Source organism: Reinekea marinisedimentorum, assembly GCF_004341165.1.
Lineage (GTDB): Bacteria > Pseudomonadota > Gammaproteobacteria > Pseudomonadales > Natronospirillaceae > Reinekea > Reinekea marinisedimentorum.
On the sequence record NZ_SLZR01000003.1, the window covers coordinates 82244 to 108614 of the forward strand.

Annotated in this window: 23 protein-coding genes; 22 read left to right on the plus strand and 1 reads right to left on the minus strand. The window is 50.1% G+C overall.

Translation table 11 applies throughout. The annotated features are described in order from the left end of the window. Positions 1 to 5: 5 nt before the first annotated feature. The 10 genes from BCF53_RS04500 to efpL all read left to right on the plus strand — a co-directional run bounded on the left by BCF53_RS04500 (position 6) and on the right by efpL (position 10052). Entirely contained in the window at positions 6 to 779 is a 774-nt protein-coding gene (locus BCF53_RS04500) for a hypothetical protein (RefSeq protein ID WP_132700321.1), read from the plus strand. Positions 780 to 796: 17 nt separating this feature from the next. Then, on the plus strand, positions 797 to 1810 hold the full coding sequence (locus tag BCF53_RS04505) for a glycosyltransferase family 4 protein (RefSeq protein WP_132700322.1): 1014 nt from the start codon (positions 797 to 799) through the stop codon (positions 1808 to 1810). A 92-nt stretch (positions 1811 to 1902) separates the two neighbouring features. Beyond that, a complete protein-coding gene (locus BCF53_RS04510; protein ID WP_132700323.1) occupies positions 1903 to 2655 on the plus strand; it encodes a hydratase in 753 nt (250 codons plus the stop codon). Between the two features lie 159 nt (positions 2656 to 2814). Beyond that, complete coding sequence (locus BCF53_RS04515; protein ID WP_132700324.1) at positions 2815 to 4260, plus strand: DUF2867 domain-containing protein; 1446 nt, start codon at positions 2815 to 2817, stop codon at positions 4258 to 4260. A gap of 99 nt (positions 4261 to 4359) precedes the next feature. After that, positions 4360 to 5322: a lactate/malate family dehydrogenase gene (locus BCF53_RS04520; RefSeq protein WP_132700325.1), complete on the plus strand. Its 963-nt coding sequence runs from the start codon at positions 4360 to 4362 to the stop codon at positions 5320 to 5322. Between the two features lie 22 nt (positions 5323 to 5344). Next, entirely contained in the window at positions 5345 to 5815 is a 471-nt protein-coding gene (locus BCF53_RS04525; protein ID WP_132700326.1) for a CreA family protein, read from the plus strand. Between the two features lie 121 nt (positions 5816 to 5936). Then, the gene (locus tag BCF53_RS04530; protein ID WP_132700327.1) at positions 5937 to 6938 is read left to right on the plus strand and encodes a nucleoid-associated protein; all 1002 of its coding nucleotides are present in this window, start codon (positions 5937 to 5939) and stop codon (positions 6936 to 6938) included. A 63-nt stretch (positions 6939 to 7001) separates the two neighbouring features. Beyond that, the gene (locus BCF53_RS04535; RefSeq protein WP_132700328.1) at positions 7002 to 7733 is read left to right on the plus strand and encodes a tRNA-uridine aminocarboxypropyltransferase; all 732 of its coding nucleotides are present in this window, start codon (positions 7002 to 7004) and stop codon (positions 7731 to 7733) included. Between the two features lie 220 nt (positions 7734 to 7953). Next, on the plus strand, positions 7954 to 9369 hold the full coding sequence (gene nhaD / locus BCF53_RS04540; RefSeq protein ID WP_132700329.1) for a sodium:proton antiporter NhaD: 1416 nt from the start codon (positions 7954 to 7956) through the stop codon (positions 9367 to 9369). 107 nt (positions 9370 to 9476) lie between these two features. Then, on the plus strand, positions 9477 to 10052 hold the full coding sequence (gene efpL, locus BCF53_RS04545; RefSeq protein WP_132700330.1) for an elongation factor P-like protein EfpL: 576 nt from the start codon (positions 9477 to 9479) through the stop codon (positions 10050 to 10052). Between the two features lie 28 nt (positions 10053 to 10080). Here efpL and BCF53_RS04550 read toward each other — a convergent pair whose 3' ends face one another. Then, on the minus strand, positions 10081 to 12171 hold the full coding sequence (locus tag BCF53_RS04550) for a class I SAM-dependent methyltransferase (protein WP_132700331.1): 2091 nt from the start codon (positions 12169 to 12171) through the stop codon (positions 10081 to 10083). Between the two features lie 271 nt (positions 12172 to 12442). Between BCF53_RS04550 and fliS the strand changes: the two genes are divergently transcribed. The 12 genes from fliS (at position 12443) to BCF53_RS04610 (ending at position 26365) form a co-directional block, all read left to right on the plus strand. Further along, on the plus strand, positions 12443 to 12853 hold the full coding sequence (fliS, locus tag BCF53_RS04555) for a flagellar export chaperone FliS (protein WP_132700332.1): 411 nt from the start codon (positions 12443 to 12445) through the stop codon (positions 12851 to 12853). Positions 12854 to 13237: 384 nt separating this feature from the next. Further along, entirely contained in the window at positions 13238 to 14695 is a 1458-nt protein-coding gene (locus BCF53_RS04560) for a sigma-54 dependent transcriptional regulator (protein WP_132700333.1), read from the plus strand. 232 nt (positions 14696 to 14927) lie between these two features. Next, entirely contained in the window at positions 14928 to 16079 is a 1152-nt protein-coding gene (locus BCF53_RS04565; RefSeq protein ID WP_165901807.1) for a sensor histidine kinase, read from the plus strand. Positions 16080 to 16084: 5 nt separating this feature from the next. After that, positions 16085 to 17494 (plus strand): sigma-54-dependent transcriptional regulator, encoded by a 1410-nt coding sequence (locus BCF53_RS04570; protein WP_132700335.1) that lies wholly within the window; start codon positions 16085 to 16087, stop codon positions 17492 to 17494. A gap of 244 nt (positions 17495 to 17738) precedes the next feature. Further along, positions 17739 to 18176 carry a flagellar hook-basal body complex protein FliE gene (fliE, locus tag BCF53_RS04575; protein WP_132700336.1) on the plus strand — a complete coding sequence of 146 codons (438 nt, stop codon included), beginning with the start codon at positions 17739 to 17741 and terminating at the stop codon, positions 18174 to 18176. Between the two features lie 29 nt (positions 18177 to 18205). After that, positions 18206 to 19981: a flagellar basal-body MS-ring/collar protein FliF gene (gene fliF / locus BCF53_RS04580; protein ID WP_243645768.1), complete on the plus strand. Its 1776-nt coding sequence runs from the start codon at positions 18206 to 18208 to the stop codon at positions 19979 to 19981. Continuing rightward, the gene (gene fliG / locus BCF53_RS04585; protein WP_132700337.1) at positions 19974 to 21026 is read left to right on the plus strand and encodes a flagellar motor switch protein FliG; all 1053 of its coding nucleotides are present in this window, start codon (positions 19974 to 19976) and stop codon (positions 21024 to 21026) included. Before fliF ends, fliG begins: the two co-directional genes overlap by 8 nt. Positions 21027 to 21043: 17 nt before the next feature. Beyond that, a complete protein-coding gene (locus BCF53_RS04590) occupies positions 21044 to 22102 on the plus strand; it encodes a FliH/SctL family protein (RefSeq protein WP_132700338.1) in 1059 nt (352 codons plus the stop codon). After that, positions 22083 to 23591 carry a flagellar protein export ATPase FliI gene (fliI, locus tag BCF53_RS04595; protein ID WP_207902655.1) on the plus strand — a complete coding sequence of 503 codons (1509 nt, stop codon included), beginning with the start codon at positions 22083 to 22085 and terminating at the stop codon, positions 23589 to 23591. Before BCF53_RS04590 ends, fliI begins: the two co-directional genes overlap by 20 nt. Further along, entirely contained in the window at positions 23588 to 24025 is a 438-nt protein-coding gene (gene fliJ, locus BCF53_RS04600) for a flagellar export protein FliJ (RefSeq protein WP_132700339.1), read from the plus strand. Before fliI ends, fliJ begins: the two co-directional genes overlap by 4 nt. Before the next feature lie 346 nt (positions 24026 to 24371). Next, on the plus strand, positions 24372 to 24671 hold the full coding sequence (locus BCF53_RS04605; RefSeq protein WP_132700340.1) for an STAS domain-containing protein: 300 nt from the start codon (positions 24372 to 24374) through the stop codon (positions 24669 to 24671). Beyond that, on the plus strand, positions 24671 to 26365 hold the full coding sequence (locus BCF53_RS04610) for an ATP-binding SpoIIE family protein phosphatase (protein WP_132700341.1): 1695 nt from the start codon (positions 24671 to 24673) through the stop codon (positions 26363 to 26365). The genes BCF53_RS04605 and BCF53_RS04610 overlap by 1 nt, the downstream gene beginning before the upstream one ends. The last annotated feature ends 6 nt before the right edge of the window (positions 26366 to 26371 follow it).

Consider the following 26371-nt stretch of genomic DNA (forward strand, 5'->3'; position numbering starts at 1 on the left):
CAATAATGGAATCGACCTTCACTCAGGCCAGAGAGGCGGATGCCATTAAATTGTTTGCAGGCAATCAGAGTATGCGCGGTGATGGCAGCGTATTGCTGAGCCTGCTGTCGCGTCTGGCGAATTGCAAAGAACCTGAGTTCGAAGAAATCGCAGACAATTTGTTCAAGCTGAATGCGCCGGTAAGCCGTTTTTTTCAACTCGATAAAAAGCAGCTCAGCGCACTGGAGAAAATGATCGGTCTAACTTTTGTTGGCCGGCTGTTTCACGAAACGCCATGTGAACAGGATCCGTATGCCTTTGAGCAGCTGGAATGGCTGTTCCGGGAAAGTGAGACGCTTTCGGTGCTGGCCACCGCCATGTGCCTGAGTATGGAGCGGGCCGACGGCAGCGGCAAGTACTGCCTGAACCTCGATACCATTCCGCTGCTTTCCACCGTTTACCGGGTGCTGTTGGAGTGCTCCCAGGTTACGTTGAACGGTAAGGAAATGACCGCTGCGGTCGGCCGGCTGACCCGCAGGCTCAACGATTATCTGGATTCCGATCGGGTTCAGAAACTGATGAAGGTGATTTTAAGCGACATGCCCAAGTCTTCGGTGGAGTGGATTAACCCCATGCAGCTGGTGCCGCGAATGGTCGTTCTTGAAGACGTTATCAGCCCGGAAGGGATACTGCTGATCGCAAAAAATACCCGCATGACCGAAAACATGATCAGTACCTTGCTGAACTACGACTGTATGCGCGGCATTACCCACAATATTTCTGTTAGACCACCTATGTAACTTAACTGGAGAAACAAATGACCAAGGAAAAAGATTTACGCATCGCACATTTTCTGGATGCCTCGGCTGTGGGTGGTATCGAGCAGCATGTCGCGACGTTAGCCGGTGCCCTGAACAAGGTTTATGGCATTCAACCGTACATTCTTTTGTGGAAGGACTACGGCAATGAAGAGCTGTTGCAACGGCTGGAAAGCGCCGGTTGCCCGGTGCATATTGTTCAGGGTTCTTATGATCGCCTGCGCCGATTTTTGCGTGATTACGAGATTGAAAGCCTGCACAGTCATGGCTATAAAGCTAACCTGATCAGCCGCTGGTTGGGCATTCGCTTTGGCGTTCGCAGCATTGCCACACATCATAACGGCGATGTTGGCACCGGCCGGGTAAGGCTATATACCATGCTCGACCAGTTAACCGCGCAGTTTTCTGAAAACTGGGCTGTCAGTGAAGGCATTCTCAACCGCCTGCCGAAGCAGGCACGACTGATGCCGAATTTCGTCGAAGCATTAAACATCAGAAAAGATCAGGGCAGTGAGGTTGTCTTTGTCGGCCGGCTGGAACAGGTTAAGCGCCCCGACCGCCTGCTGAACATTGCCCGCCAGTGCCCGGATGTACAGTTTAAAGTCTTCGGTACCGGAACATTACAGCCGCAGCTTATGGCGCAGCGCCCGGCCAACGTGCAGCTGATGGGCTTTGAGAACAACCCCGAAACCATCTGGCGCAATGCCGGCCTGTGTGTGATCTGTTCAGATACCGAAGGCCTGCCTCTCACTGCGCTGGAAGCCATGGCCGCTGGCGTGCCGGTTATTGCGACCGCCGTGGGTCAATTGCCGGCGCTGATCGAACACGGCCAGAATGGCTGGCTGGCAGAAACCGATGCAGACTTCGCCGATATTATTCTGCGCTGGCAAAAATCCAACTGGACGGTGAAGGAAGATATAGCCGAATACGCCAAGTACACCGTGCAAAATAAATACAGTGTTGATGCCTGTTTGCCCACCTACATCGAGGCGCTGTCACGAAACACTCTCTGAATTGTATAGCCCGGGATTAGGGTTTATTCTTAAGCGCAGTTTCACCTAACGGCGCTTTCGCCCCTTTCTGTCTAATTATCACGGAGCTATATATGACAGCCTTTCAACAAGCTGCAAAAGAACTACTGAGTCGTCGCCAGGCGGGCACCAAAGCCCCGCGTCTGGAAGAATCCATTCGCCCTGAAAGCATTGAAGATGCGTTGGCTATTCAGGACGAGATGGCAAAAATTGAAACAGTAGGTGGTTGGAAGTGCCTGCAGCCATTAGCAGAAGACAAGATCATTGCGGCTCCAATTTTCAATGTGCAACGTGACAGCGCTGTTGTTGAACTGTTTGAAGATAAAGAAGTTGCGCGCGTTGAGCCGGAAATCAGCTTCGTTCTGGCGAAAGACCTGCCACCTAAAGAGGGCGACTACAGCGAGCAGGAAGTGATCGATGCAATCGGTTCGGCTCACATGGCGCTGGAGTTGATGCAAAGCCGTTATGCAGACGATGCTGAGCAAAGCTATTTTGAAAGCCTTGCCGACTGCATGGTGAACCAGGGCATGTACGTAGGCCCGGAAATCGATAAAGCCACAGCTGTCGGTGTAAGCACGGTTCAAATTAAAGTTACGCAGGGCGATGACGTTCGTGAGCTGGATGGTAAACACCCAAATGACCGTGCCGTTGATGGTTTGATTTGGCTGGTGAACTACATGTCTAAGCGTGGCGTCACTCTGAAAAAAGACGCTGCAATTATCACCGGTTCTTTCAAAGGCATCGTGCCGATGGCATTCGATGTTGAAACGACCATCGCCTACGAAGGCTTGGGTGAATACAAGGTAACCTTTAAGCGCCCGGCTTAATCGTTCGAGTTTTTTGTTCAGCCGGTCAGGAAACTGGCTGAACAATTTCCCTGTAACTAAATTTCCAGATCTCGTTACAATGAATTTTCTACTCACAGCCCGTGTTTGCTTTAGTGAGTAGCCGCATTCCGATCAATTGGCTTTATTGTTGGTGAAAGCATGGATACTAAAAAAATTCTTGTATTGGGGGCTTCCGGTTACATCGGTTCTCAGCTAATCCCGCACCTGTTAACACAAGGCCATAAGGTTACTGCGGCGGCCCGCAATGTCAGCTACCTGCAGTCACGCCTGAAACCACACCCTAAACTGACGTTTACCTACCTGGATCTGGTCGATAAAGACCGAACCCTTGAAACGGTGCACGGTCATGACGTTGTTTTTTTTCTGGTTCATGGCATGGCGCACGGCCATGACTTTCTTGAATATGAATTGTCGCTGGCCATTAATTTTCGCGATGCGCTGCAGGGGAGTGGCGTTGAGCACGTTATTTATTTAAGCGCCATTCAGCCGCAAACCGGTAATTCAGAACACCTTGAAGCGCGTAAGAAAACCGGCGAGGTGCTACGGCAGAGTTGCGTACCGGTAACCGAGTTGCGTGCCGGTGTCATCGTCGGTACGGGCTCCGCTGTTTACGAGATCATGAAGGATCTGGTGTATAACATGCCGGTGTTGCTGGCGCCGAAGTTTGTCAGTTCAAAAGCGAACCCCATAGCACTGGCCAACCTGAATCATTATCTGGTCTCACTGGTAAAAGAAACGCCAGCCAGCCATCAGTACTTTGAAGTCGGCGGACCGGAGGTGCTCAGCTATGCTGAGCAGTTCAATATTATTGGTGAGGCGATTAATCGTAAGCGTAAACTGGTGCCAACTGCGTTGCTTACGCCAAGCATGGCCGCCTTTTGGCTTGGCGTGGTAACCTCGGTGCCGTCAGCAATTGGTAAGGCACTGTTGGCTGGCATTAGCCACGATTACATTGCCAACGCTGATGAAATTCAGGCCCGTTATCCGCAAACAATGATTACCTTTGAACAGGCTGTGAAAGTATCGGTCATGCAGGAAGGGGAGTTTGTCCGCAGTAATGTCTGGGGGTTTGACCCTCAGGCGCTGAACCGTTGGCAGCCCGGGTTTGGTTACTACCCGAAGAATGCCGGCGCCAGCATTTACACGGAATTGAGCAGTACACAGCTTTGGCAAATCATTAAAAAGATAGGCAGCAAAGAGGAAGGCTATTTTTTCGCCAATTATCTATGGCGTACCCGGGAGTGGCTCGATTTCTTCTTTGGTGCCGGCGTGCCGGTACGCAGGGCACCAACAAACCCGGAGCTGGAGGTTGGTGAATTTATCGATTCCTGGAAGGTGATCCGCTGTGAAAAGGGGCGGTTTCTTTCCTTACTGTTTGGTATGAAAGCACCCGGTATGGGCCGGCTGGAATGTACCATTACCGATCGGGGTGAATACCGTGAGTTGGATATTCGCGCCTGGTGGCACCCTAAAGGATTTACCGGTTTGCTCTATTGGTTTGCCATGATGCCCGCGCATCTTTTTATCTTTCGGGGTATGGTGCGCGCGATTGTGAAAAAAGCCAAGGCCGCCGGCCTTGAATGAAGAGTGGTTGCATTAGCCGCTCCTTATAACTAATCCGGCTATTTTTTCAGCCGAATACGACCAGAACATTTATTAACCGTTATCGCGAGGAGTGAGCAGATGAAAGTAGGTGTCATTGGTGCAGGCGCAGTTGGCGTCGGAATCAGCAATATACTGCTTATGATTGGCAGTATTACAGAGCTTGCGTTACTGGATTTAAACAAAGAGTTGGCGGAAGGTGAGGTACTGGATTTCAGTCATACCAGTGCGCTGACCTTCAGTAAAAACACCCAGATGAAGGCCGGTGATGATTACGAAATCATTCGCGATGCCGATATTGTTGTGATAACCGCAGGGGCACAGATTAAGAAGGGGCAGAGCCGTCTGGACCTGGCCGAAATCAACAGCAGGATCGTTGTTGATATTGCCAAGAAGATAGAACAGGTCGCGCCTGATGCCGTTCTGATTGTGGTGACCAATCCCTGCGATATTGTCAGCTACTTTATTTCGGCCAATACCGGCTTTAGTGCGGAAAAAGTCATCAGCTCCGGCTGTGTGGTCGATACAGCCCGTTTGATGAGTATTGTCGCCGGTAAGGTTGGCATAGACCCTAAAAACGTATTTGGTTATGTGTTGGGTGAGCACGGCAGCCACTGTTTTACGCCGAAAAGTTTAATCAGCGTGGCAGCCCAGCCGATCGATTACTACTGCACAACCAATGGTATTGATCATATTGATGCCGATGAATTATTGAACGAAGTGAAGCAGGCGGGCTTTGATATCTTTTCCCGCAAAGGCAATACCGTGCACGGTGTTTCTGCCAGTGTGTTCCGGGTTATTCAGGCTATTCATATTAACGAGAGGTCGGTTCTGCCCGTTGGTACGCTATTGCGTGGCGAGTATGGTTTGCACGATGTGGTACTGAGTTTACCAACGGTCGTCAGCCAGAAGGGGGCCGAAAAAATCCTTATCCATCCGTTTACCGATACCGAACTTGAACAGCTGCATAGCATCGCCTCGCAGCTACAGGCGTTGATTAAAGATGTCGCCGCTAAAACCGGACTGCAGACCGGCCATGCTTAATTTGAAAGGATAGGAACCTGTCATGCTGAATAAACTGTTTTATCTGTCGCTTCTGCTGGTGTTGACGGCCTGCTCTAACGATGCCGAACGGGTCGGCAAGGTAAGCCTGGGGCTACTGACGACCAAGGATGTCAAAGTCCTGGCCTTTAACGACCCTAAAGTGCCCGGTGTAACCTGCCATATCTCCCATGTTGATGCGGATCTTTCCCTTGCCGATCCATCAGACATGAGTATCGCCTGCCGCCAAACCGGCCCGATAGCCAGCGCAGACCTTTCTGATATTGATCTTTCGGCCAATGGTGAGGTTGTTTTTACCGAGTCTAAATCGGTATTTTTCAAACGGCTGAAAATCCGCAGAATATACGATGCCGACAATCAGGTACTGCTGTATCTGTCGTATTCAACCAAAGAGATTAACGGCAGCCACAAGCATTCACTTTCTACCGTGCCGCTATGGCAAACAGGGGCCTGGAAGGCTCCGGCAGAGGGTTGATTCAAACGCAGTGAGAATTCAGAGCCGCTCATCCGGCTCTGTTTCACCGGCAATTTTCTGTACCGCCGAGGCCAGCTTCGGGTAAACTGCCGCCGTTTTTCAGGTTATCTAGTGGGTTATCATGTCAATTAAACACGCCATTGTTCATCAATTAATCAGCAATACAGCTGTCACACTGAACCTTCGTGAAGAAGAGTTGATGTCTGGAGAGCAGCTGACAGAGCTGATGAATCACACTAAGTCTGCCTTTTATAACCGCAGCAGCAAGCAGTACGGTCAGTTTGCGGAAGAGGCCGGGCACTTTAAAGCACTGACACAGCAGTGGCAGGCCGGAGGCATCGGTTTTACCTCATTGACCACCCAGCTGATGAAGCAACTGCAGCTGGAGATTGAAGAGCAGAAGCTGGAAACAGAGGGGCACTGGTTCTTTGCGCTTGAAACACTGGAAAGCGGTGATAACTTCTGGTTTTTCCATCTGAAGCATAAAGATGGAATGATGTTGACCCACGATATGAACCTTTCGGATGCCCGGCTGATTGATTTCGCCAAGCTTGGCTTCGGTGGTTACGTTGATCTGACCGCCATGAAGAATAATGAGCAGAAATACCTGACGGTGAGTTTTGGCTTTGGTGACCGGGTGCTGCAATCGGCGCTGCTTAATTTCGTCAACTTTGTCGATACCATTAATACCGCAGAAGATACCGACCGCTTCCTGGAAATTGTTAAAGCCTACAGTGAAGCGCTGCCGCAGGATAAAGGCAGTAACTACCGCAAGAAGGCCATAGAGTTCTGTACCGAGCAGGACAAGCTGGGTGAAACCGTTGTGGCTGAAGAGATGGCCACGGTTCTGAAAGACGAGGTAGGCACGGAAGGGCCGGAAACACTGGTCACCTTTATGGAAACCCGTGAGCCGGAAGCGAAGCGGGAGTTTATTCCAAACCGCGCATCGCTGAAGAAGTTTCAGCGTTATACCGGTAAGACGAAAGAGGTTTCCATCAGCTTCAGCAACGAAATTCTCGGCCGCAATGTCAACTTTGATCCGGCCAGCGAAACACTGACCATTTCTAACCTGCCGGCAAACCTGCTGAAGCAGTTGAAGTCGGTGGTTGGCGATGGCGATTAAATTAACCGTCTATCGCATCATGATTAAAAATCAATCAGTTTAACGTTGTCAGCCTGATCTAACATGACCAAACACGCAGTCCACCGCTTATTTGAAGAACGGCTGAGCCGTGCTACACGACCTTTCCAGGCCCGGGGCAAGCTGGTTGTGCGTTGCCCCAGGTGCCGGATTCATCAGAGCTATTGCATCTGTAATCTGGTGCCGGAGCTGCACTCGGCAGCCGGTTTTTTATTGTTATTCTACGATGATGAGGTATTAAAGCCTTCAAACAGCGGCAAGCTGATTGCTGATCTGATTCCCGATACCTATGCATTTATCTGGCAACGTACCGAAGTAAACCCGCAAGTTTTAACGCTGTTGCAGCAAGAGCAATGGTACCCTGTGTTGGTGTTTCCAGCGGAGTACGCCCTGGCAGAGCGCGAGGTTTTTGAAGACGAGCTTAAGGTGCCGGAGCATAAGCGACCACTGTTTATTCTGTTTGATGGCACCTGGCGTGAAGCTAAAAAGATGTTTCGCAAAAGCCCATACCTTGATCAGTTCCCTGTGCTTTCCATTACGCCGGAAGCATTGTCTAAATTTCAGATTCGCAAATCCAGCCGTGGCCATCAATTGGCGACTGCCGAAGTTGCCGCTTCGGTGCTGTCGGTCTTTGGTGAGCATGGCAATGGTGCGGTGATGAACGCCTGGTTTGATCTGTTCAATTACCGTTATCAGCAGGGAAAAACGGCTGTCAATCTGGGCAATGAACATGCCGAGCGCGACTTTTTAGCGGCAGTTGAGCGCTTAAAAGTGTAAGACGTCATCAAAATAATGAGCTGAGCGGTTGCAGCTAAAATACCGAAAGTTTTTTTGCGCTATGTCTGTGAAACCTAACAATTGTTCAGTAAATCGGGCCGGTTGAGATTGCAATGTCGCTCTTTAGTCGGATAATCCCCCGGTCTCAAAATACAACACGAAATGTTACGGCTGCTCAAGAAACAGTCAAATTTATCTATGAAACTGGAGTAATGGAAGAATGAAAGCTCTCGTAGCCTTAATGACTCTGCTGCTTGTACCTGCACTCAGCTTTGCCAGCGACGGTACAACCACCACAGAGTTACTGAATCTGACGCATACCTGGTATGGCTATGCATCTGTCGCCATCTTTGTCATCGCATATCTCTTCGTAATTTTTGAAGAGCAACTGCACTTACCAAAATCCAAACCTGTCATGGTTTCGGCCGGTATTATCTGGATCATCATCGCTTTCGCTTACTCTTCACACCACATTACCGGTGTTATTGAAGAAGGCATCCGGCACGACTTTCTTGAGTACGCAGAACTGTTTTTCTTCCTTCTTGTGGCAATGACCTATATTAACGCCATGATGCAGCGTGGTGTTTTTGAGGCGTTACGCAACTGGTTAATCGAACGCGGCTTCAGCTACCGCCAGCTGTTCTGGATGACCGGTATACTTGCATTCTTTATTTCTCCGGTTGCCGATAACCTGACCACAGCATTGATTATGTGTGCCGTTGTTTTAACCGTCGGCAAAAACAGCCAGAAGTTTATCGGTATTGCCTGTATCAACATTGTTGTTGCAGCAAACGCCGGCGGTGCATTCAGCCCGTTTGGTGATATTACAACGCTGATGGTTTGGCAGAAGGGCAACGTTCAGTTTGGTCAGTTCTTCTCACTGTTCGTTCCTTCGGTTGTTAACTTCCTGGTGCCGGCCATTATTATGAATTTTGCTTTACCGAGCGGCACTCCGGAAAAAACATCTACGCTGAAATATTCTTCCGGCCGCATCATGAAGCCGGGCGGCATGACCATTGTTGGTCTGTTTATTATGACCATCATCACGGCCGTTTGCTTCCATAACTTTTTCCACATTCCACCGGTTTACGGCATGATGTTTGGTCTGGCTTACCTGAAACTGTTTGCCTATTACCTGAGCCGCCGTTCACGCAGCTGGAAAAGCCGTGCGGATAACCCTCCAGGCGATACCGCTGACCCTTATAAGTTCGATGTGTTTGCCAAGGTTGCCCAGGCAGAATGGGATACACTGTTCTTCTTCTACGGCGTTATGATGTCTGTGGGTGGTCTGGGTTACATCGGTTACCTGGCCATGGCTTCTGAAGCCGTATATGTTGGCCTGGGCGCGACTACCGCCAATATTCTGGTTGGCTTCGCCTCTGCTATTGTTGATAACATTCCAGTGATGTTCGCAGTATTGAGCATGCAGCCAGATATGGACCTGTTCCAGTGGTTGCTGGTCACACTGACAGCCGGTGTAGGTGGTTCTATGCTGTCGATTGGTTCAGCGGCAGGTGTTGCACTGATGGGTCAGGCGCGAGGCAAATATACCTTCTTTGGTCACTTGCGCTGGACGCCGGTAATCATTCTGGGTTACTTCGCGAGTATCGGTGCTCACTTCCTGATCAACGGCTGATCCTTCGGTTCGGTCTGATGTTCAGATATATGAAGACTCCTGCTTTTAGCAGGAGTTTTTTCGTTTATAAATACAGTTTTATTTGCTACTGAGAAGAGGTGGTAAAAATGCCTAAGGCACCAGAGATTAAATCCGGTCAGGTTATTGATATTGATGGCCAACAGTTTGTGGTCCGGTCCATTACCGTGAGCAGCCCAACAGCCCGTGGTGCGGCAACGCTCTATAAAATGGTTTTGAATGATCTGACCACCCGGCGGAAAAAGGATGTCACCTTTAAGGGTGACGACATGGTCAATCTGGCTGATTTTCAGCAGATTACAGTCAGCTACCTGTACGCCGATGGTGAGTCACACACCTTTATGGATGGCGAAGACTACAGCCAGCACATGCTGATGAGTGACGAATTAGGTGATCAGCTGCTGTGGCTGCATGAAGGTATGGAAGGTATTAAGGGCCTGGTGGTGAATGACAATTTGGTGGCAATTGAGTTGCCGCAATCGGTGGTCAAAACCATCACTGAAACCGCTCCGGGTATTAAGGGGGCTTCGGCCTCTGCACGTACTAAACCAGCCACGCTGGATGGTGGCATTGTTGTTCAGGTACCGGAATACATTGAACCGGGTGAGCGCATTCGCGTGAATACTGAAACCCAAAAATTCATGTCGCGGGCAGGCAAAGAATAAAGCCGCCGCCCAGCCAATCTGCCGGACGCTATTGCAGGTAGAATTGATACATCCGCGAAAAGGTTTGCGGGTGTTGCCGTTCAAATGCCTGCCAGTTCTGCAGATTGGTCATTTTTTCATCGTTCGGGTATTCGCCCGCATATTTCTGCTTCACTTCAGACGTCAGTACAAAGCCCAGAAAATCCATTTCCTGTTCACGGATCAGCTCGCTTAAGCCTTGTGGCGTAAACAGTAATTCCTGTGCGTGGAACAGCAGGTCACGGCAGCCACTGCTGCTGTAGAAATCCTGACTCTCGAGAATGCCTTTGTTATCCAGCGGCAGCTTGTTGTTGATAATGGCCTGTCTCATGGAGCGGATGGATTGTCGTGTCGTCGGCACTGCGTAAGCGTTGATCAACTGGCGGATACTTTGAATAGAAGATCTCGCTTGTTCACTGTATAAGCCCAGTTTAATGAGGCCCTTGGGCAGCAGTTTACTTTTAAGGTGTGCCAGTCCCGCAGCCGGGTTCTGCATATGATGCAGTACACCCGAGCATTCAATAACATGGAATTGTTCATCCAGTGCGTCCAGATGAAGTATGTCCAGGTTCAAAAACTTAATGTTTTGAATGTTGTACTCATCTGCTTTTCGTTTGGCGTAAATCAATGAGCGCTTGGTAATATCGATGGCGGTAACTTCCACATTACGGAAGTACTTTGCGACCCGCAGTGCATGCTGGCCGGTACCGCAGCCTGCAATTAATATTTTAATTGTGCCCATGTTGAAGAAATCCGGGGCCCGGAAGTTAACCAGTTCCTGCTCCAGTGCGCGGCCATAATTTGTTGGCGTGTTGTAGCCTAAATGCAGCCAGCGAGGGTAGGGGTTCTCTTCATACTGTTCTTTTACGGCCAGAGAAATCTGATCAGAAATTTTATTCACTGAAGACAGCTGCCGTGCTTCTTTTTGCTCGTTTAAAAACTCAAAAACAGAAAGCTGCAGGTACTGCCGTGCTTGCGCAGACCAATGGCTGACGGTAGCGGCAGTCAGCTTCGAAATTTGTTTTATCTGGGCCGGAGATTCATACATGCCGTATAACGTAAGCATGGGTTCCAGGGCATCGGCATTCGCATTGTTACGCAGTGCATTCTCTATGGCGCTTTTCAGCAGTCTAAGAATTTCAGACTCTGTGTCATCGTACAGATACAGGTATTCATTGTGGTTGGAATGGAGCGCCAGGTTAGTCGCCAGCGTTAATAGTTTTTTATCGTGGTAGTCGCAGGCAATCAGGTTGAGCAGAACCTGTTTTCGAATCTCGATAACCGTTTGTTCCAGCGTGATATCTGTAAAGTATATTTTCCCAAGTGCCAGATTGAACAGTTTATCGACAGCCAGCGATTGCAAATCGACGATGGCATTCGGATCTGTCAGATCATACTTGTGAGTAATCAGCGAGATCGCCAGTGGCGCCAGCTTCTGATAATTCACATTGCTCAGCTGTAACCAGCGAACCACATCGTCTTCTAAATCCTGCTGATAAAAATCCGCTTTTATCTGCTGCAGCAATTCAAACAGCTTCGCCTGAACATGATCATCCGATGGGTGCACATGGTAAAGCTTACGGTAAGCCTGAAATGCAGCGACCTTGTGGCCTTTTTTATCCAGCGTATACGCCAGAGATGTCGCCGCACGGGTTTGCTTAGGCGAAATATCGAGTGATTTAGAAAAGCACAACATTGCCTGATCGTAGTCTTTCACGGCCAGGTAAACATGACCCAGTGAATACCAGCAGCCGGCAGAGTTCGGGTCATTGCTCAGCGCTTGCTCCAAATACCGTGATGCTAACGGGTAAAAGCCTTCGTCTAAGGCGATACGGGCGAGCAGGTTTAGCGCAGAGACTTTTGTTTTCTGGTGCGTGGCCAGTTCATTAGCAATGATTTTGGCCTGGTGGCGGTGGGCAACGCTGTCTTCATTTCGGGTGGATTCTTCAAGGCTCGTCTCATAGTGCTTCAAAGCCTGCTTTTCCAGTTTAACCAGCTGGCTGTGATTTAGGGCTTGTTCTGAACCGTGGTCAGACCAGTGATCATATTTTTTAAGCGCCTGTTCCATAACCTTACCTTCTGAATGAGTTTTGCCGTTCATTGCCGGTCACTAATGAAAAGCGGCAATGTATATCCGGCATTACTGAGCAATGAGTGCTGTTTAATTGTTATTCAGCAAGGGCTATGCCACTGCCGGTTGAACCCCTTTTAGCGCGGGGTTGGTAATGGTTAAAGGCAGTGGGGAGGGGTTTGAGAGGCCTGTTGTTCCGTTGGCGTAAGGCCGCTACAAAAAAGTACTAAAATAAAAACAACCCCGGCCGATACATTGCTTGTATAGGTAAGCACCGGTTATCTGCATAAGAGGTAAAGAGATGTACGCACAGAGCATAAAAAACTATCAGTCCATTGGAACGCAGACATCGATTGTTGATGCCGATCCTCATCGATTGATCCAGCTGTTATTTGAAGGCGCAGCCTCGCGCATTGCTGCGGCGAAGGGTCACATAGACCGAAAAGAGTACGATAAAAAAAGCAGCCAGATAAATTCAGCCATTGCCATTATTGGTGGCTTGCAGGATAGCCTGAATCTGGATGCCGGTGAGATTGCTCAAAACCTTGAGCGCTTGTACAACTATATGATCCGCCGTCTGTTTGAAGCCAGCGTCCGTAATGACATTGCCATGCTCGATGAAGTCAGCCATCTGCTCAGCCAGATTAAATCGGCCTGGGATGAAATTCGTGATGAGGCACTTACCGAGTTGCGTTCTGCCGGTCGAATCTAGTGGGCCTCAGTTGCAGTGCTTGAGAAAATACCGGCTTAATGCGTGGGCACTTTGCAGCCATGATTAAGCCGGGTCAACTCACGCAATCGCCATTGCCTGTTGTTTAAGCAGGCGCCGCGTTACACGTTGAAATGAAATATCCATGTTAATTCGTTTTATTCATAGCAATTTGTCTACAAATTCGTCAATTTCACGTCGATCTGAACAGATTCTAACCATGTGCTTTATATGTGCATTATCTCTGCAACATTTCTACAAAAACTTAAGTCATTTATTTGACTGCCCGTCAAAAAGTGACTTAACTTCCCCATAATTGAATTGTCGATCTTTTGACAGTGTTTGAACAAAAGCCTTACCGCTATAAATAAGCTCGGAGCTAACCGAATGTTGAGAGAAATTAAATTACTTTTAGTCGATGACAATGCGCAGCGCCGTCATGATTTTAAGGTAATTCTCGAATTTTTAGGTGAAGACCTGATCATCGTGGAAGGAGAGAACTGGTTTGAGCAAGCGACTCAGGCTGTTGAATCCCCTGCAACAATCGTCGGTGTTTTGATTGGCGAGGTTGGTCAGTCTTTAACCAAAGCAATGGAAGCACTCACGGAATGGGATGGTGGCTTACCTGTTATGTTAATGGGCGACCACCCGGAAAGTGAGTTGCTGAGCGACGAGTTACGTTCGCGAATCATTGCCAAACTGGCTTTCCCGACAACCTATAACAAACTGTTGGATACGCTGCACCGCGCGCAGATGTACCGTGAGCAATATGATTTAACCCGTGGCCGCGACCAGCGACGCGAGATTAACCTGTTCCGCAGCCTGGTGGGCAGTAGCCGAAGTGTTCAGGCTGTCCGTGAAATGATGGCTCAGGTTGCCGATAAAGAAGTTACCGTGCTGATTACCGGTGAAAGTGGTACCGGTAAAGAAGTGGTTGCTCGTAACCTGCATTACAATTCTCACCGCCGTCACAAGCCGTTTGTTCCGGTAAATTGCGGGGCGATTCCGGCAGAACTGATTGAAAGTGAATTATTTGGACATGAGAAGGGTGCCTTTACCGGTGCAATCACTTCCCGTGCCGGCCGCTTTGAAATGGCCGAAGGTGGCACCCTGTTCCTTGATGAGATCGGTGACTTGCCGCTGAACATGCAGGTGAAACTGCTCCGGGTTTTGCAGGAGCGAACCTTTGAACGGGTCGGGGGTACCAAAACGTTTACCACCGACGTTCGCGTCATTGCTGCAACCCACCGCAACCTGGAAGACATGATTGAAAAAGAACTGTTCCGCGAAGACCTGTTCTATCGGTTGAATGTATTCCCGATTGAAATGCCGGCACTGCGCGACCGCCACGAAGATATACCGCTGTTGCTGAATGAGCTGGTCTCCCGCCTTGAAAACGAAAAGCGCGGTTCTATTCGCTTTAATTCGGCGGCCATTATGAGCCTGGTACAGCATGATTGGCCGGGCAACGTGCGGGAAATGGCGAACCTGGTTGAACGTCTGGTAATTATGCATCCTTACGGCGTCATCGGTGTGCAGGAGCTGCCGCTGAAATACCGCCATGTTGATGACTTGGATGAAGATGTACTTCCAAAGGCCGTTGTGGAGTCTTTAGAAGAACATCACCCAACCGCATCGATGGATCAATCCGCTGCTTTATTACCGGTGAATGGTTTGGATTTGAAAGAGTACCTGACCGATTTGGAAAGAAGTTTAATTCAGCAGGCGCTGGATGATGCTCAGGGCGTTGTTGCGCGGGCAGCAGAAAAACTTCATATCCGCAGAACGACGCTGGTTGAAAAAATGCGCAAATACAATATTAACCGTCGTGAAATTGCCAGCTGACAAACCTTTTATCATTCGCTGAATGTCCTCTGAAAGCCCGCACTGTGCGGGCTTTCTTTTTATAGCCTCTGTTAAAAACCGCCTCCGAAAATCATTCTTAAAAACTGGCACTGCGCTTGCAGTACTCTGGTTACTGTCAAAGTTTTGAATGAAAATAACTATGCAAGCTGTGCCACTCACTGAAAATATGCCGGTTAAAAAGAAGCGCCCAGATCTGAATAAGCAGACGATCATGGAGCTTCAGAATGCATTTTCTGCGTTTACAGAAATGAGTGAACAGCTGTCTGATAGTTACAGCCAGTTAGAAAAGCGTGTCGTTGAATTGAGTGGTGAACTGGCAACCGTTTCTGAACAGCGCCTGCAGGAATTAAACGAAAAGGAACAGATTGCAGATCAGCTTGGCAGTCTACTGAGGTTGTTACCGGCAGGTGTGATTGTTCTGGATAAACGCGGAACGATCGAGCAGGCAAACCCGGCTGCAGAGCGGTTGATTAATAATGCGCTGGGTCAGCAGGCAGACGTTTCTCTGGTGGGTATGGCCTGGGGAAAAATAGTGCGCGAAGCCTTTGCACCCAAACAGACGGACTACCACGAAGTCAGTTTAAAAAGCGGCAAGCTGGTTAAATTAGAAACCAGCCCGCTGGATACCTCCGGCCAGCTTATTCTGTTAACGGACCAAACCGAAACCCGAGCCCTGCAAAGTCAGGTAGCACGGCAGCAAAGGCTAACGGCAATGGGGCAAATGGTTGCATCACTTTCCCATCAGATTCGTACGCCGCTTTCGGCAGCCTTACTGTATGCCGGTAATCTAAAAAGCCCGAGTTTAACGCCGGAAAAACATGATCTGTTTGTCGATAAGCTGGTTGGCCGGCTGAATCATCTGGAGCGCCAGGTGCAGGATATGCTGCTGTTCGTGAAGGGTGAATGCCAATTGGTCAATCAGTTTTCGGTTGTAAAAATATTGTCACTGCTGGCGGAATCTGTTCAGGGGTTACCGCCGGAACATCAGAAAAAGGTGCTCTGGCCGAAGCGCGCACCGAACGCCATTGTTCAGTGTCAGGCCGACGCATTGATCAGTGCCTTTATGAATATCATCAATAATGCCATTGAAGCGACGGATGGTAAGGCGCTTATCCATATTCATTCAGTTCAGAAAGAAAACGAAGTCGACATAATTTTTTCAGATGAAGGTCCGGGCATGGATGAATCGCAAATTCAGCGTATTCAAGAGCCGTTCTTCACAACAAAAAGCCATGGTACCGGCTTGGGTGTTCCTGTGTTATTGGCCACCGTCAAGGCACACAGAGGCAGTGTTCAAATTAAAAGTAAAGTAGGTGTGGGCAGTCAGTTTGTCATCACTTTACCCACAATGCAGCAGAGGTAAGTCCAGTGAAAATTCTTATCGTAGAAGATGATATTAACTTACGCGAAGCAGTGTGCGACACGCTTATGCTTCATGACTATCAGGTTGAGGCCGCTGAGTCCGGTGAAGAAGCGGTGCTGAAATTAAAGCAGCAGTCGTTCGATTTTATTGTGTCGGATGTCAGCATGCCCGGCATGAGTGGTCATGATTTACTGGAGTTTGTCCGGCAGAATTATCCACATATTCCTATGCTGTTGGCGACCGCCTATGCTGCTGTCGATAAAGCCGTTGAAGCAATGCAAAAAGGTGCCGTAGATTATCTGGTGAAGCCTTTTGCTCCGAATCAATTAATAGAATTGATCGAACAACACAGTACGCCGGTAGCAGATAACAGTTTCGAGCCGGTAGCGGTGGATGCCGGCAGTCAGCATATATTGTCACTGGCACGCAAGGTGGCAACCTCTGAAAGTACCATCCTCATCAGTGGTGAAAGTGGCACCGGTAAAGAAGTGCTGGCGCGCTATATTCATGCGCATTCTGATCGTGCCGACGGCCCTTTCGTTGCCATCAACTGTGCGGCCATTCCAGATAACATGCTTGAAGCCACATTGTTTGGTCATGAGAAAGGATCATTCACCGGAGCGGTAGCAAGCCAGGCCGGCAAGTTTGAACAGGCCGACGGCGGTACGTTATTGCTTGATGAAATTTCTGAAATGGATATCAACCTGCAGGCTAAAATACTTCGTGTGCTGCAGGAAAAAGAAGTTGAACGTATTGGCGGGCGCAAAACCATTTCATTGAATGTACGCGTTCTGGCAACAACGAACCGTCAATTAGTTGATGAAGTCAAAGCCAATCGTTTCCGCGAAGACCTTTACTATCGCCTCAGTGTCTTTCCGTTAGAGTGGAAGCCTTTGCGCGAACGCAAAGCAGACATCATTCCGCTGGCAGAAAACCTGTTAGCCAAACACGCCGCCAAAATGCACAAGAACGGTTTGCAGTTGGATGCATCAGCAAAGGCTGCGTTACTCGAGCACAGTTGGCCCGGCAATGTGCGCGAACTGGATAACGCCATTCAGCGTTCATTGATTCTGCAGAGTGGTAATACAGTGACCGCCCAGGATTTAGGTGTGTACGGTGAGCACCTGATTGATTTTGAACCCGTGCGCGACCGTGAACTGGTAAATACTGCGATGGACCGCATGGCAGAGCCCGAGGCGGTTGCTGTCACTGCGCCTGCCGAGAATCAGGGGATTCATGCCGGTTTAAAACACAAAGAATTTGAAATTATTCTGGATGCACTGCGCATTCATAATGGCAGAAAAAATAAAGCGGCTGATCACCTTGGCATCTCTTCCCGAACCTTGCGCTATAAATTGGCGAAGATGAGAGAGCTGGGTATGAATGTTGATCAGGCTATTGCAGACATACGATAAACAGTTTTTAAACGGAATAAATCAAAGCCTCCTGATCGGGAGGCTTTTTTAATTCCAGGTTGTGGTTGCGGAAACGCTTTGCAGCCTTTTCCGGAAAAGCGGCAATAGTTGGCCTGCCAATTGCAAAATTAGACTCAGCAGCGGAAAGATTACGCCAAAGCGACTAAATATTGTCGAATTAGCGTGTAGAAATTCGCATTCAATGTTCAGAAAGAAAATATTTTGACACTAGCTGAGGTGGCATATGGTTGATCGAGTGGATATACAGGGTGTTCTGGAGCAGATGCGCTCTTTGCGCAGCCAGGTCAACGTTCCGGATTCATCTTCTACAAACAATCAGTTCGCGAATACTATCGAGCAGGTGCGCCAGCAAATGAATGCTGCCGAAGCCACCGATAGTCTGCGTGCAATTAATACCGATACCGTTTCAGCTGTGTCGCAGACACCCACCGCCGACGTTCCTTCCTTTGGGGAAATGCTTGGCTCTGCAATTAACAACGTTAACGATAATCAACAGACTGCCAATGATCTTGCCACCCGATATGAAATGGGTGATCCGGAAGTTGATTTGCCGGAAGTCATGATTGCGTTGCAGAAATCCAGTGTTTCTTTTCAGGCGATGACGCAAGTGCGTAACAAGATGGTTGAAGCCTACAAAGAAATTATCAACATGACTCTGTAACAGCAGGGCCGTAAGCGGTAGAGATTCTTATGACTGAAAACGTACCCGTCGCCTCAAATAATCAATTGAACCCATCCGGCAATGCCGAAGCCGGAAGAGTGCCGGCGGCATCAGGTGGGCAGATTCCAATGGCCACTGAAAATTCCGATCTGATGGAAAAGGATGTTGGCGGTGTATCGCGCATGCATCCGCTCATGGTTGGCTTCAACCGCCTGACGATGATGCGTCAGTTCGGCCTGTTGATTGGTCTTTCTGCGAGTATTGCTCTCGGTTTAGGGATCGTGCTGTGGTCGCAAAAAGAAAGTTACCGGCCGTTGATGAACAGCAGTAACAGTTACGATGCTAGTGAACTGATTGAAGTGCTGCAGAGCCGAAATATTGAGTTCGATATTGATCCGGCCAGCGGGGTTATTCTGGTTAAACAGAACGATCTGCATGATGCCCGCCTGGCCGTTGCCGGTGCCGGCCTGGCAGACGATCAGACCGTGGGTTATGAATTGCTCGATCAGGACCAACCATTGGGTCAATCGCAGTTTATGGAGAATGCCCGTTACCTGCGCTCCCTGGAAGGTGAGCTGGCGCGAACCATTTCCTCGATCAATCAGGTACGTTCGGCGCGTGTTCATTTGGCCATTCCTACGCGATCTGTGTTTGTACGTGACCAGCGTGAACCCACGGCATCGGTTTTTGTTGAGCTGTTTGCCGGTACTGAGCTGGACAGCAGCACTGTGAAGGCAATTCGTAATTTGGTGTCGACATCGATCCCTGAGCTTTCTGATCAGAATGTATCCATCGTTGACCAGCGTGGACGACTGTTAAGTGACAGTGAAGAAAACCCCGAAGAAGAACTGACCAATCGCCAGTTTGAGTATCAGCGCCGAATTGAAGAAAACCTGGTGAGCCGAATCAATTCGATTCTGTCCCCGATTCTGGGTATGGATAAGTTTCAGGCCGAGGTGTCTGCCGATATCGACTTCACTAAGGTTGAGCAGGCTGAAGAACTGTACAACCCCGACTTAATCGCGTTGCGCAGTGAACAAACCGTTAATGAAGAGCGTGTGAATGAAACTCAGGGCGGCATTCCCGGTGCGCTGTCAAACCAGCCGCCTACCGATGCTCAGGCACCTGAAGTGACCGGAGAGGGTGCAGGTGCTGCCGCTGCGCCGCGCTCATCTCGTGATGAGTCGGTTCGTAATTACGAGGTAGACCGCACGCTCAGCTATACGCAATTCCAGCAGGGGCGCGTACGCCGCCTGACGGTTGCCGTGGTGGTCGACGACATTCGTGTGGTCGACCCGGAAACCGGCGAAACGGTCGATAAAGAATGGGACGATGCATCCATACTTCGCTTGCGAACACTGGTTCAGGACGCCGTCGGCTACGATGTCAGCCGCGGTGACAGCATTAACGTCATTAACTCCACCTTCCTGGCGACCGACGAAACTGTCGAGCCAGCCGCCTTTTATACTGAGCCGTGGTTCTGGGAAATCGCTAAACAGGTACTGGCCGGCTTATTTGTACTAATATTGGTGTTTGGCATTCTTCGTCCAGCCGTGAAAAACCTGCTTTCCAAAGGTGAAAAAGAACAGCAGGAAAGTATGGAAGATGCGGCGCTGGCAAACCTGGATGTTGACGAAGATATGATCGCAGACGACAAGGTTACACTGAATGCGATTGATGAATATTCATTACCCGGGCCTTCTGAGAGCTTTGAACGGCAATTGGATGCATTGCGTGGCCTGATTGCCGAAGATCCGGGCCGGGTAGCACTGGTATTAAAACGATGGGTTATGTCGGATGACTGAGAATAAACTGCCTGTTCCTACAGACATTGGCGAGTTCGAAAAGGTACTCGATGGTATTCCCAAGCAAATGCGTGCCGCCATTCTGTTGATGAGCGTCGGTGAAATTGACGCGGCCGAGGTGCTTAAGCATATGGGCCCGAAAGAGGTTCAGCGCGTGGGTACGGCAATGTCGACCATGCCGGAGGTAAAGCAGGAACAGATTGAAGGCGTTGTGCGCATGTTTCTGGAAGAAGTAGGCGGGCAATCGGGTCTTGGTGTCGGTGCAAACGACTATATCCGCAACATGCTGACCAAGGCGCTGGGTGAAGATAAGGCCGCCGGCCTGATTGACCGTATTATTCTGGGCGGTAACACCACCGGCCTGGATACCCTTAAATGGATGGAACCGCGAGCCGTTGCTGATGTGATCCGCAATGAGCACCCACAGATTCAAACCATCGTACTGGCCTATCTGGAACCGGATCAGGCCGGTGAAGTGCTGGCGCAGTTCCCGGAAAAAACACGTCTCGATATTGTGATGCGAGTGGCAGCGCTGGAGTCCGTTCAGCCGGCGGCGTTGCAGGAATTAAACTCCATTCTGGAGAAACAGTTCTCTTCCAGTGCCGGAACCCAGGCGCAAACTCTGGGTGGTGTGAAGACCGCCGCAGAAATTATGAACTTCCTGGAATCGAGCGTCGAAGCCGAGATTATGGATGGCATTAAAGAGGTCGATGAAGATCTGGCCACCGAAATTGCAGACCTGATGTTCGTGTTTGACAACCTCATTGATGTTGATGACCGCGGTATTCAGGCGTTACTGCGCGAGGTTTCCACCGACTCACTGAAAATTGCGCTGCGCGGTGCAGATAGCGATCTTGCCGACAAGATTCTTGGCAATATGTCGAAGCGTGCGGCGGAAATTCTGCGTGACGATATGGAGGCCATGGGGCCTGTTAAGGTCTCTGAAGTTGAGGTGGCGCAGAAAGAGATTCTTGGTATTGCCCGCCGTATGTCCGATTCCGGTGAGATCGTGCTGGGCGGCGCCGGCGGCGAAGAAATGCTGTGATCGCCGGGGAGCCTTAAATGTCATCATCTTCTAAGCCTGTGCTGCGTCAGCACGTTGCTAAACCCAAAGCTGAGAGTGTCTCTTTACCCCGTTGGGATAAAGCCGGCAACCTGGTTACTCCTGCAACTAAACAGCCGAAGCCCGTTAAGGTGGACGATGTCGAAAGCAATGCCATCAAGCCACCGACGGTTGCCGAACTGGAAGCCATTCGCGAGCAGGCCTACAACGAGGGCTTTGAACAGGGCTTTGAGCAGGGTATGGCCCAGGGCGCCCGTAAAGGCGAGCAGGATGGCCATGCAAAAGGTTTGGCGGCCGGCGAAGAAGAGGGGCGCAAGCTGGGTCAGCAGCAGGCTTATGACGATGCACTGAAGATGGAACAGGCTGAATCACAGAAAAAATTCGATTTGTTTGATTCCCTGACTCTGGCCATGACCCATCAATTGGCGGCAGAAGAGCAGGAACTGAAAGAAGCGATGATGGCGCTGAGCATTCGCATTGCCCGTCAGGTCTTACAGGAAGAGCTGCATACCAACCCGGAGCATATTCAGACTATTGTTCATGCGGCGATTCAGGCGCTGCCAAATCCGGATGAAAAGCTCAGCGTGCAGGTAAACAGCCAGGATGCCGAGCTGATCAAGGCGATTGCCGAAAGCCATTGGCGTGTGGAGGTAAACGATGCCATCTCCGCCGGAGGCTGTCAGGTGAAGAGCGGGTACAGTTACATCGATTACACGCTGGAGCATCGCTTCGATAACGCCGTCACGCACCTGGTAAACAATCCCGAACACCCGATGCCGGAGCAGATTAAGCAGCCGCTTTCCAGTGAGCCCTTGCTTAATAAGCCTGAAAGCAAAGCCGTTGAAGCCGAGGCAATGTCGGAGCCTGAACCGGCTGGTGAGGACCAGAGCACTGCGGAAGAGCAGGCAGAAGCCCCGATTGAGTCTACAGCCGATGCCGACACTGAGTTAGCCGATGCACCTGCTGTTGAGGCCAAGCCGGTACTTGACGCGGCTGAAGATTCCCCGGAAAACCAACCCCTAACCAAAGAAGTGGCAAGTGACGACACCAATCACTGATTTTGTTCGCGAATGCGAAGGCTGGGTAGATAACAACGGCGCGCCTGTTGCGCAGGGGCGCTTGACTCGCATGGTCGGCCTTACGCTGGAGGCGGTCGGCTTGAACACCTCAATCGGCCAGCGCTGCCAGGTAATCGATGCTCACCAGGTGGTTGAAGCCGAGGTTGTCGGCTTCCACGATAAGCAAACCTTTTTAATGCCGGTCCAGGCGGTGCATTCGTTGCGCGCCGGGGCTCGTGTTGTGCCGCTGGAATCGGCCAATGAGCTGGTGATTGGTGATGAACTGCTTGGCCGTGTGGTCAATGGCTTCGGCGAGCCGATTGACGGCAAAGGCGCGTTGCGCTGCCGTGTTCAGCAAAGTTTGAACGGCAGCGTTATCAACCCGCTGCACCGTGAGCCCATCCGCAAACCGCTGGATGTTGGCATTCGTTCCATCAACTCGATGTTGACGGTTGGGCAGGGCCAACGTCTTGGCTTATTTGCGGGTTCAGGCGTTGGTAAGTCTGTTCTGCTGGGCATGATGACCCGTTTTACCAACGCAGATATCACCATTGTTGGCCTGATTGGTGAGCGTGGCCGTGAGGTGAAGGAGTTTATTGAAGATATTCTCGGCGATGAAGGCTTGGCACGCAGTGTGGTGGTCGCCTCGCCAGCCGATGACGCACCCTTGCTTCGGTTGCGTGCGGCGCAATATACAACGGCGATTGCGGAATACTTCCGTGCGCAGGGTAAGTCCGTATTGTTGCTGATGGACTCATTGACCCGCTATGCCATGGCACAGCGCGAAATTGCGTTGGCCATCGGTGAGCCACCTGCCACCAAAGGTTACCCGCCATCGGTTTTTGCGCGCATACCGCAGTTGGTGGAACGGGCCGGTAATGCGGAAAAAGGCGGGGGTTCAATCACTGCCTTTTATACTGTATTAACGGAGGGTGATGATCAGCAGGACCCGGTTGCTGATGCCTCGCGCGCCATTCTGGATGGCCACTTTGTGTTGAACCGGCGGTTGGCCGAAGAAGGGCACTACCCGGCGATCGATATTGAACAGAGCATCAGTCGGGTAATGCCTCAAGTGGTGTCTGAAGATCACCTGAAGATGGCACAGGCGGCTAAGCAGCTGTGGGCAACTTACGCCCAGAACAAAGATTTAATATCCATTGGCGCATACAGCCGTGGCAGTAACGCCGAAATAGACCGAGCCATCGAGCTTCAGCCGCGTATCCGTGATTTTCTGCGCCAGGGTCTGCGTGAGCAGTCGCCCTACGGTGATTCAGTTGAAGGTTTAAAGGTTGCGCTGACCGGCGGAGTTGCCGAACAGGCCGCGCCAGGCATGGCTATGAATGCTAACCAGGAAGCCGCAGCCGTGGCACAGCCAAGAGCGGCAGCTCAGCCTCAGGCAAGACCGGCAAATAAAGCAGGGGGCCGCCCGGTGAAATCTCAACGGGGTATTGCAGGTAAGCGTACGGTTAAGGGTGCACGGAATAAATGAGTCGATCAAAGCGGTTAGAGGTGGTGGAAAGGTTGGCTCAGCAGCGTGAGGATCAGGCCGCTCAGGCGCTTGCACAGGTTCGCACCCAGCTGGATGTCGAGCAAAAGCGGCTGGATGAATTATTTGAATACCAGGCTGAGTACCAGGGGTATCTCGATCAGCAGTCCTCTCAGGGCATTTCTATAGAGCAGTGGCGGCGCACCCAGGGCTTTATCGATCAGCTCGGCAGCCTGGCTCAGCGTCAGCAAAATGCTATCGACTCGTGGCGTCAGCGTGAGCAGCAGGTTCTGGCTAAGTGGCGCGAGCTGTATCAAAAACGCAAAAATATTGCTCAGTTTATCGGCAAGGTCTCAATGGAAGAGCTGGTAGAAGCGGATAAAAAAGAGCAAAAAGCAATCGATGAGCTGGTAACCCAGCGCTTTCATTCCAACTAAGGGCCGTTGTTCCCACTAATCGCCTACATTCACCCCTTCATTTTTCTGACAACATTGGCAGCGATTGAAAGTCCGGCTACGCTGAGGTTAAGGCCGACAATTTTTCGATCTGACCGCTTAGGCTGTATATTCAACCGCTGACTGAAATAATCACCGTCAGTCTGGATAAAAATCAGAATATGCTTTCTAATGAGCGGTCTAAACATGGAAAAATCCAATAAAAACAAGGAATTGCTCAACAATTCATTTACGTGTTCAAAATGAATGCTATTGTAATTGATGGGTTATGGAAAGATTACGTAGTCCCACTATACTAATGTTAACGATCCACTCGTGAGGAATTTTTATGGCAGTCACTGCAACCACTCAGGGCAATTCAATAACAATCCAAGTGTCTGGTCGTTTTGACTTCAGCTCACATCAGGAGTTTCGCCAAATTTATGAAAACGTGACTGAAGAGGTAAATCAGTACACGGTTGACATGAAAGACGCCACCTATTTAGACAGTTCGGCATTGGGTATGTTACTGCTCATGCGTGACTACGCCGGCGGTGACAGTGCAAAGATTGAAATCATCAATTGCAATGACGATGTTAAAAAGATTCTGACCATTTCTAACTTCGGGCAGCTATTTGATATTCGCTAGTGGCCGGCAATGAATTCAATTCACTTCGCATACTGATTGCCGATGACAATGAGTCGGACCGGATAATTCTGAAAGGAATTGTCACCAAAGAAGGTCACGAAGTCGTACAGGCAAAGGATGGCGAAGAAGCTTTAAAACAATATCGGGACACTCGTCCCGATTTGATTTTGCTGGATGTAATAATGCCGGGTTTGAACGGCATAGAGGTGGCCAAAGAAGTTCGCCGCACCTCGCTGGCAGATGAATACGTTCCTATTATTTTCCTGACGTCCCTTGTTGACCCCAAAGCCTTGGCCGAGTGCCTGGAGTCGGGCGGTGATGATTTTTTATCCAAGCCCTATAGCCGCACAATCCTCAAAGCAAAAATCAAAGCCTTTGGCCGCATGCGCAATATGCAGGAAAAACTGCGTGACCATAACCGTCAGATGCTCATTGAACAGCAGGTTGCCAAAACCATTTTCGATAATGTGGCTCACGCGGGCTGCCTGGGTATGAGCAATATCTCTTACAGCCTGTCACCGCTGTCGGTGTTTAACGGTGATACGGTTCTGGCCGAGCGCAAACCGGATGGCGGCATGCATCTGTTTCTCGGTGACTTTACCGGCCACGGCCTGCCGGCTGCTATTGGGGCCATGCCGCTGGCAGAGATTTTTTACGGCATGACGGCGAAGGGCTTCTCTACCGAAGAAGTGCTGCGGGAAATGAACAGCAAGCTCAATGATATTCTGCCGACCGGCGTGTTCTGCTGTGGCTGTTTCATTGCGATGGATTTCTATGAAAACATCGCCACCATCTGGGTGGGTGGCTTGCCGGATGTTGTCTGTTTTCGTGCCGAGGAGCGCTCAATCGATATTCTGCCCTCAGAGAACCTGCCTCTGGGCATCTTAAGTGCGGAGCAGTTTTCGCCTAAGTTTACCGAGCTGCGCATGTCGGCAGAAGATGAACTCTTTGTCTGGTCAGACGGCATTATCGAGGCGCGTAACAGCGAGAATGAATTCTTCGGTGAAGACCGGCTCTTTGAATGCTTCACTCATGAAGTTCAGGGCTCGATGTTTCAGCGCATCTTAAACAGCGTTGAAGAGTTTGTCGGCCAGGCCGGTGCTGAAGACGACATTACATTGCTGAGCGTAAAAATGGCCGATATAGATGAAATCGGCTTGCCGGATTTCAACTCGAAGCGGGGCTCGCTAGGTGGCCCATTGGACTGGTCCTTCAGCTATACACTGCGTCATTTATCGCTCAAGGAATTCAACCCGCTTCCGGTGGTGTTGTCGATTATTACCGAAGTTGAAGGCCTGCGAAGCCTGAGTGGCCAGCTCTATACCCTGATTGCAGAACTCTACTCCAATGCTCTGGAGCACGGTGTGCTGAATCTTTCTTCCAGCTTAAAGGCCTCACCAGAGGGTTTTGAAAAATATTATCTTGAACGCGAAAGCCGTCTGGATTCCATGACCGATGGTTCGGTGACGATTCATGTGCATCACGAACCTCTGGGCACCGGCGGCAGGCTGACACTGACAATTGATGACAGTGGCAAAGGCTTTGATCACAAAAAGGTTACGGAGGCAGCCCGGTCAGATGCCGATTACTGCGGCCGGGGTATTCCTTTAGTTAAAGGCATAAGCAAAGACATCCACTATAATGAATCGGGTAACTCAGTTACTGCGTATTTGGAATGGCCACAGGAAAAATAGGATAAC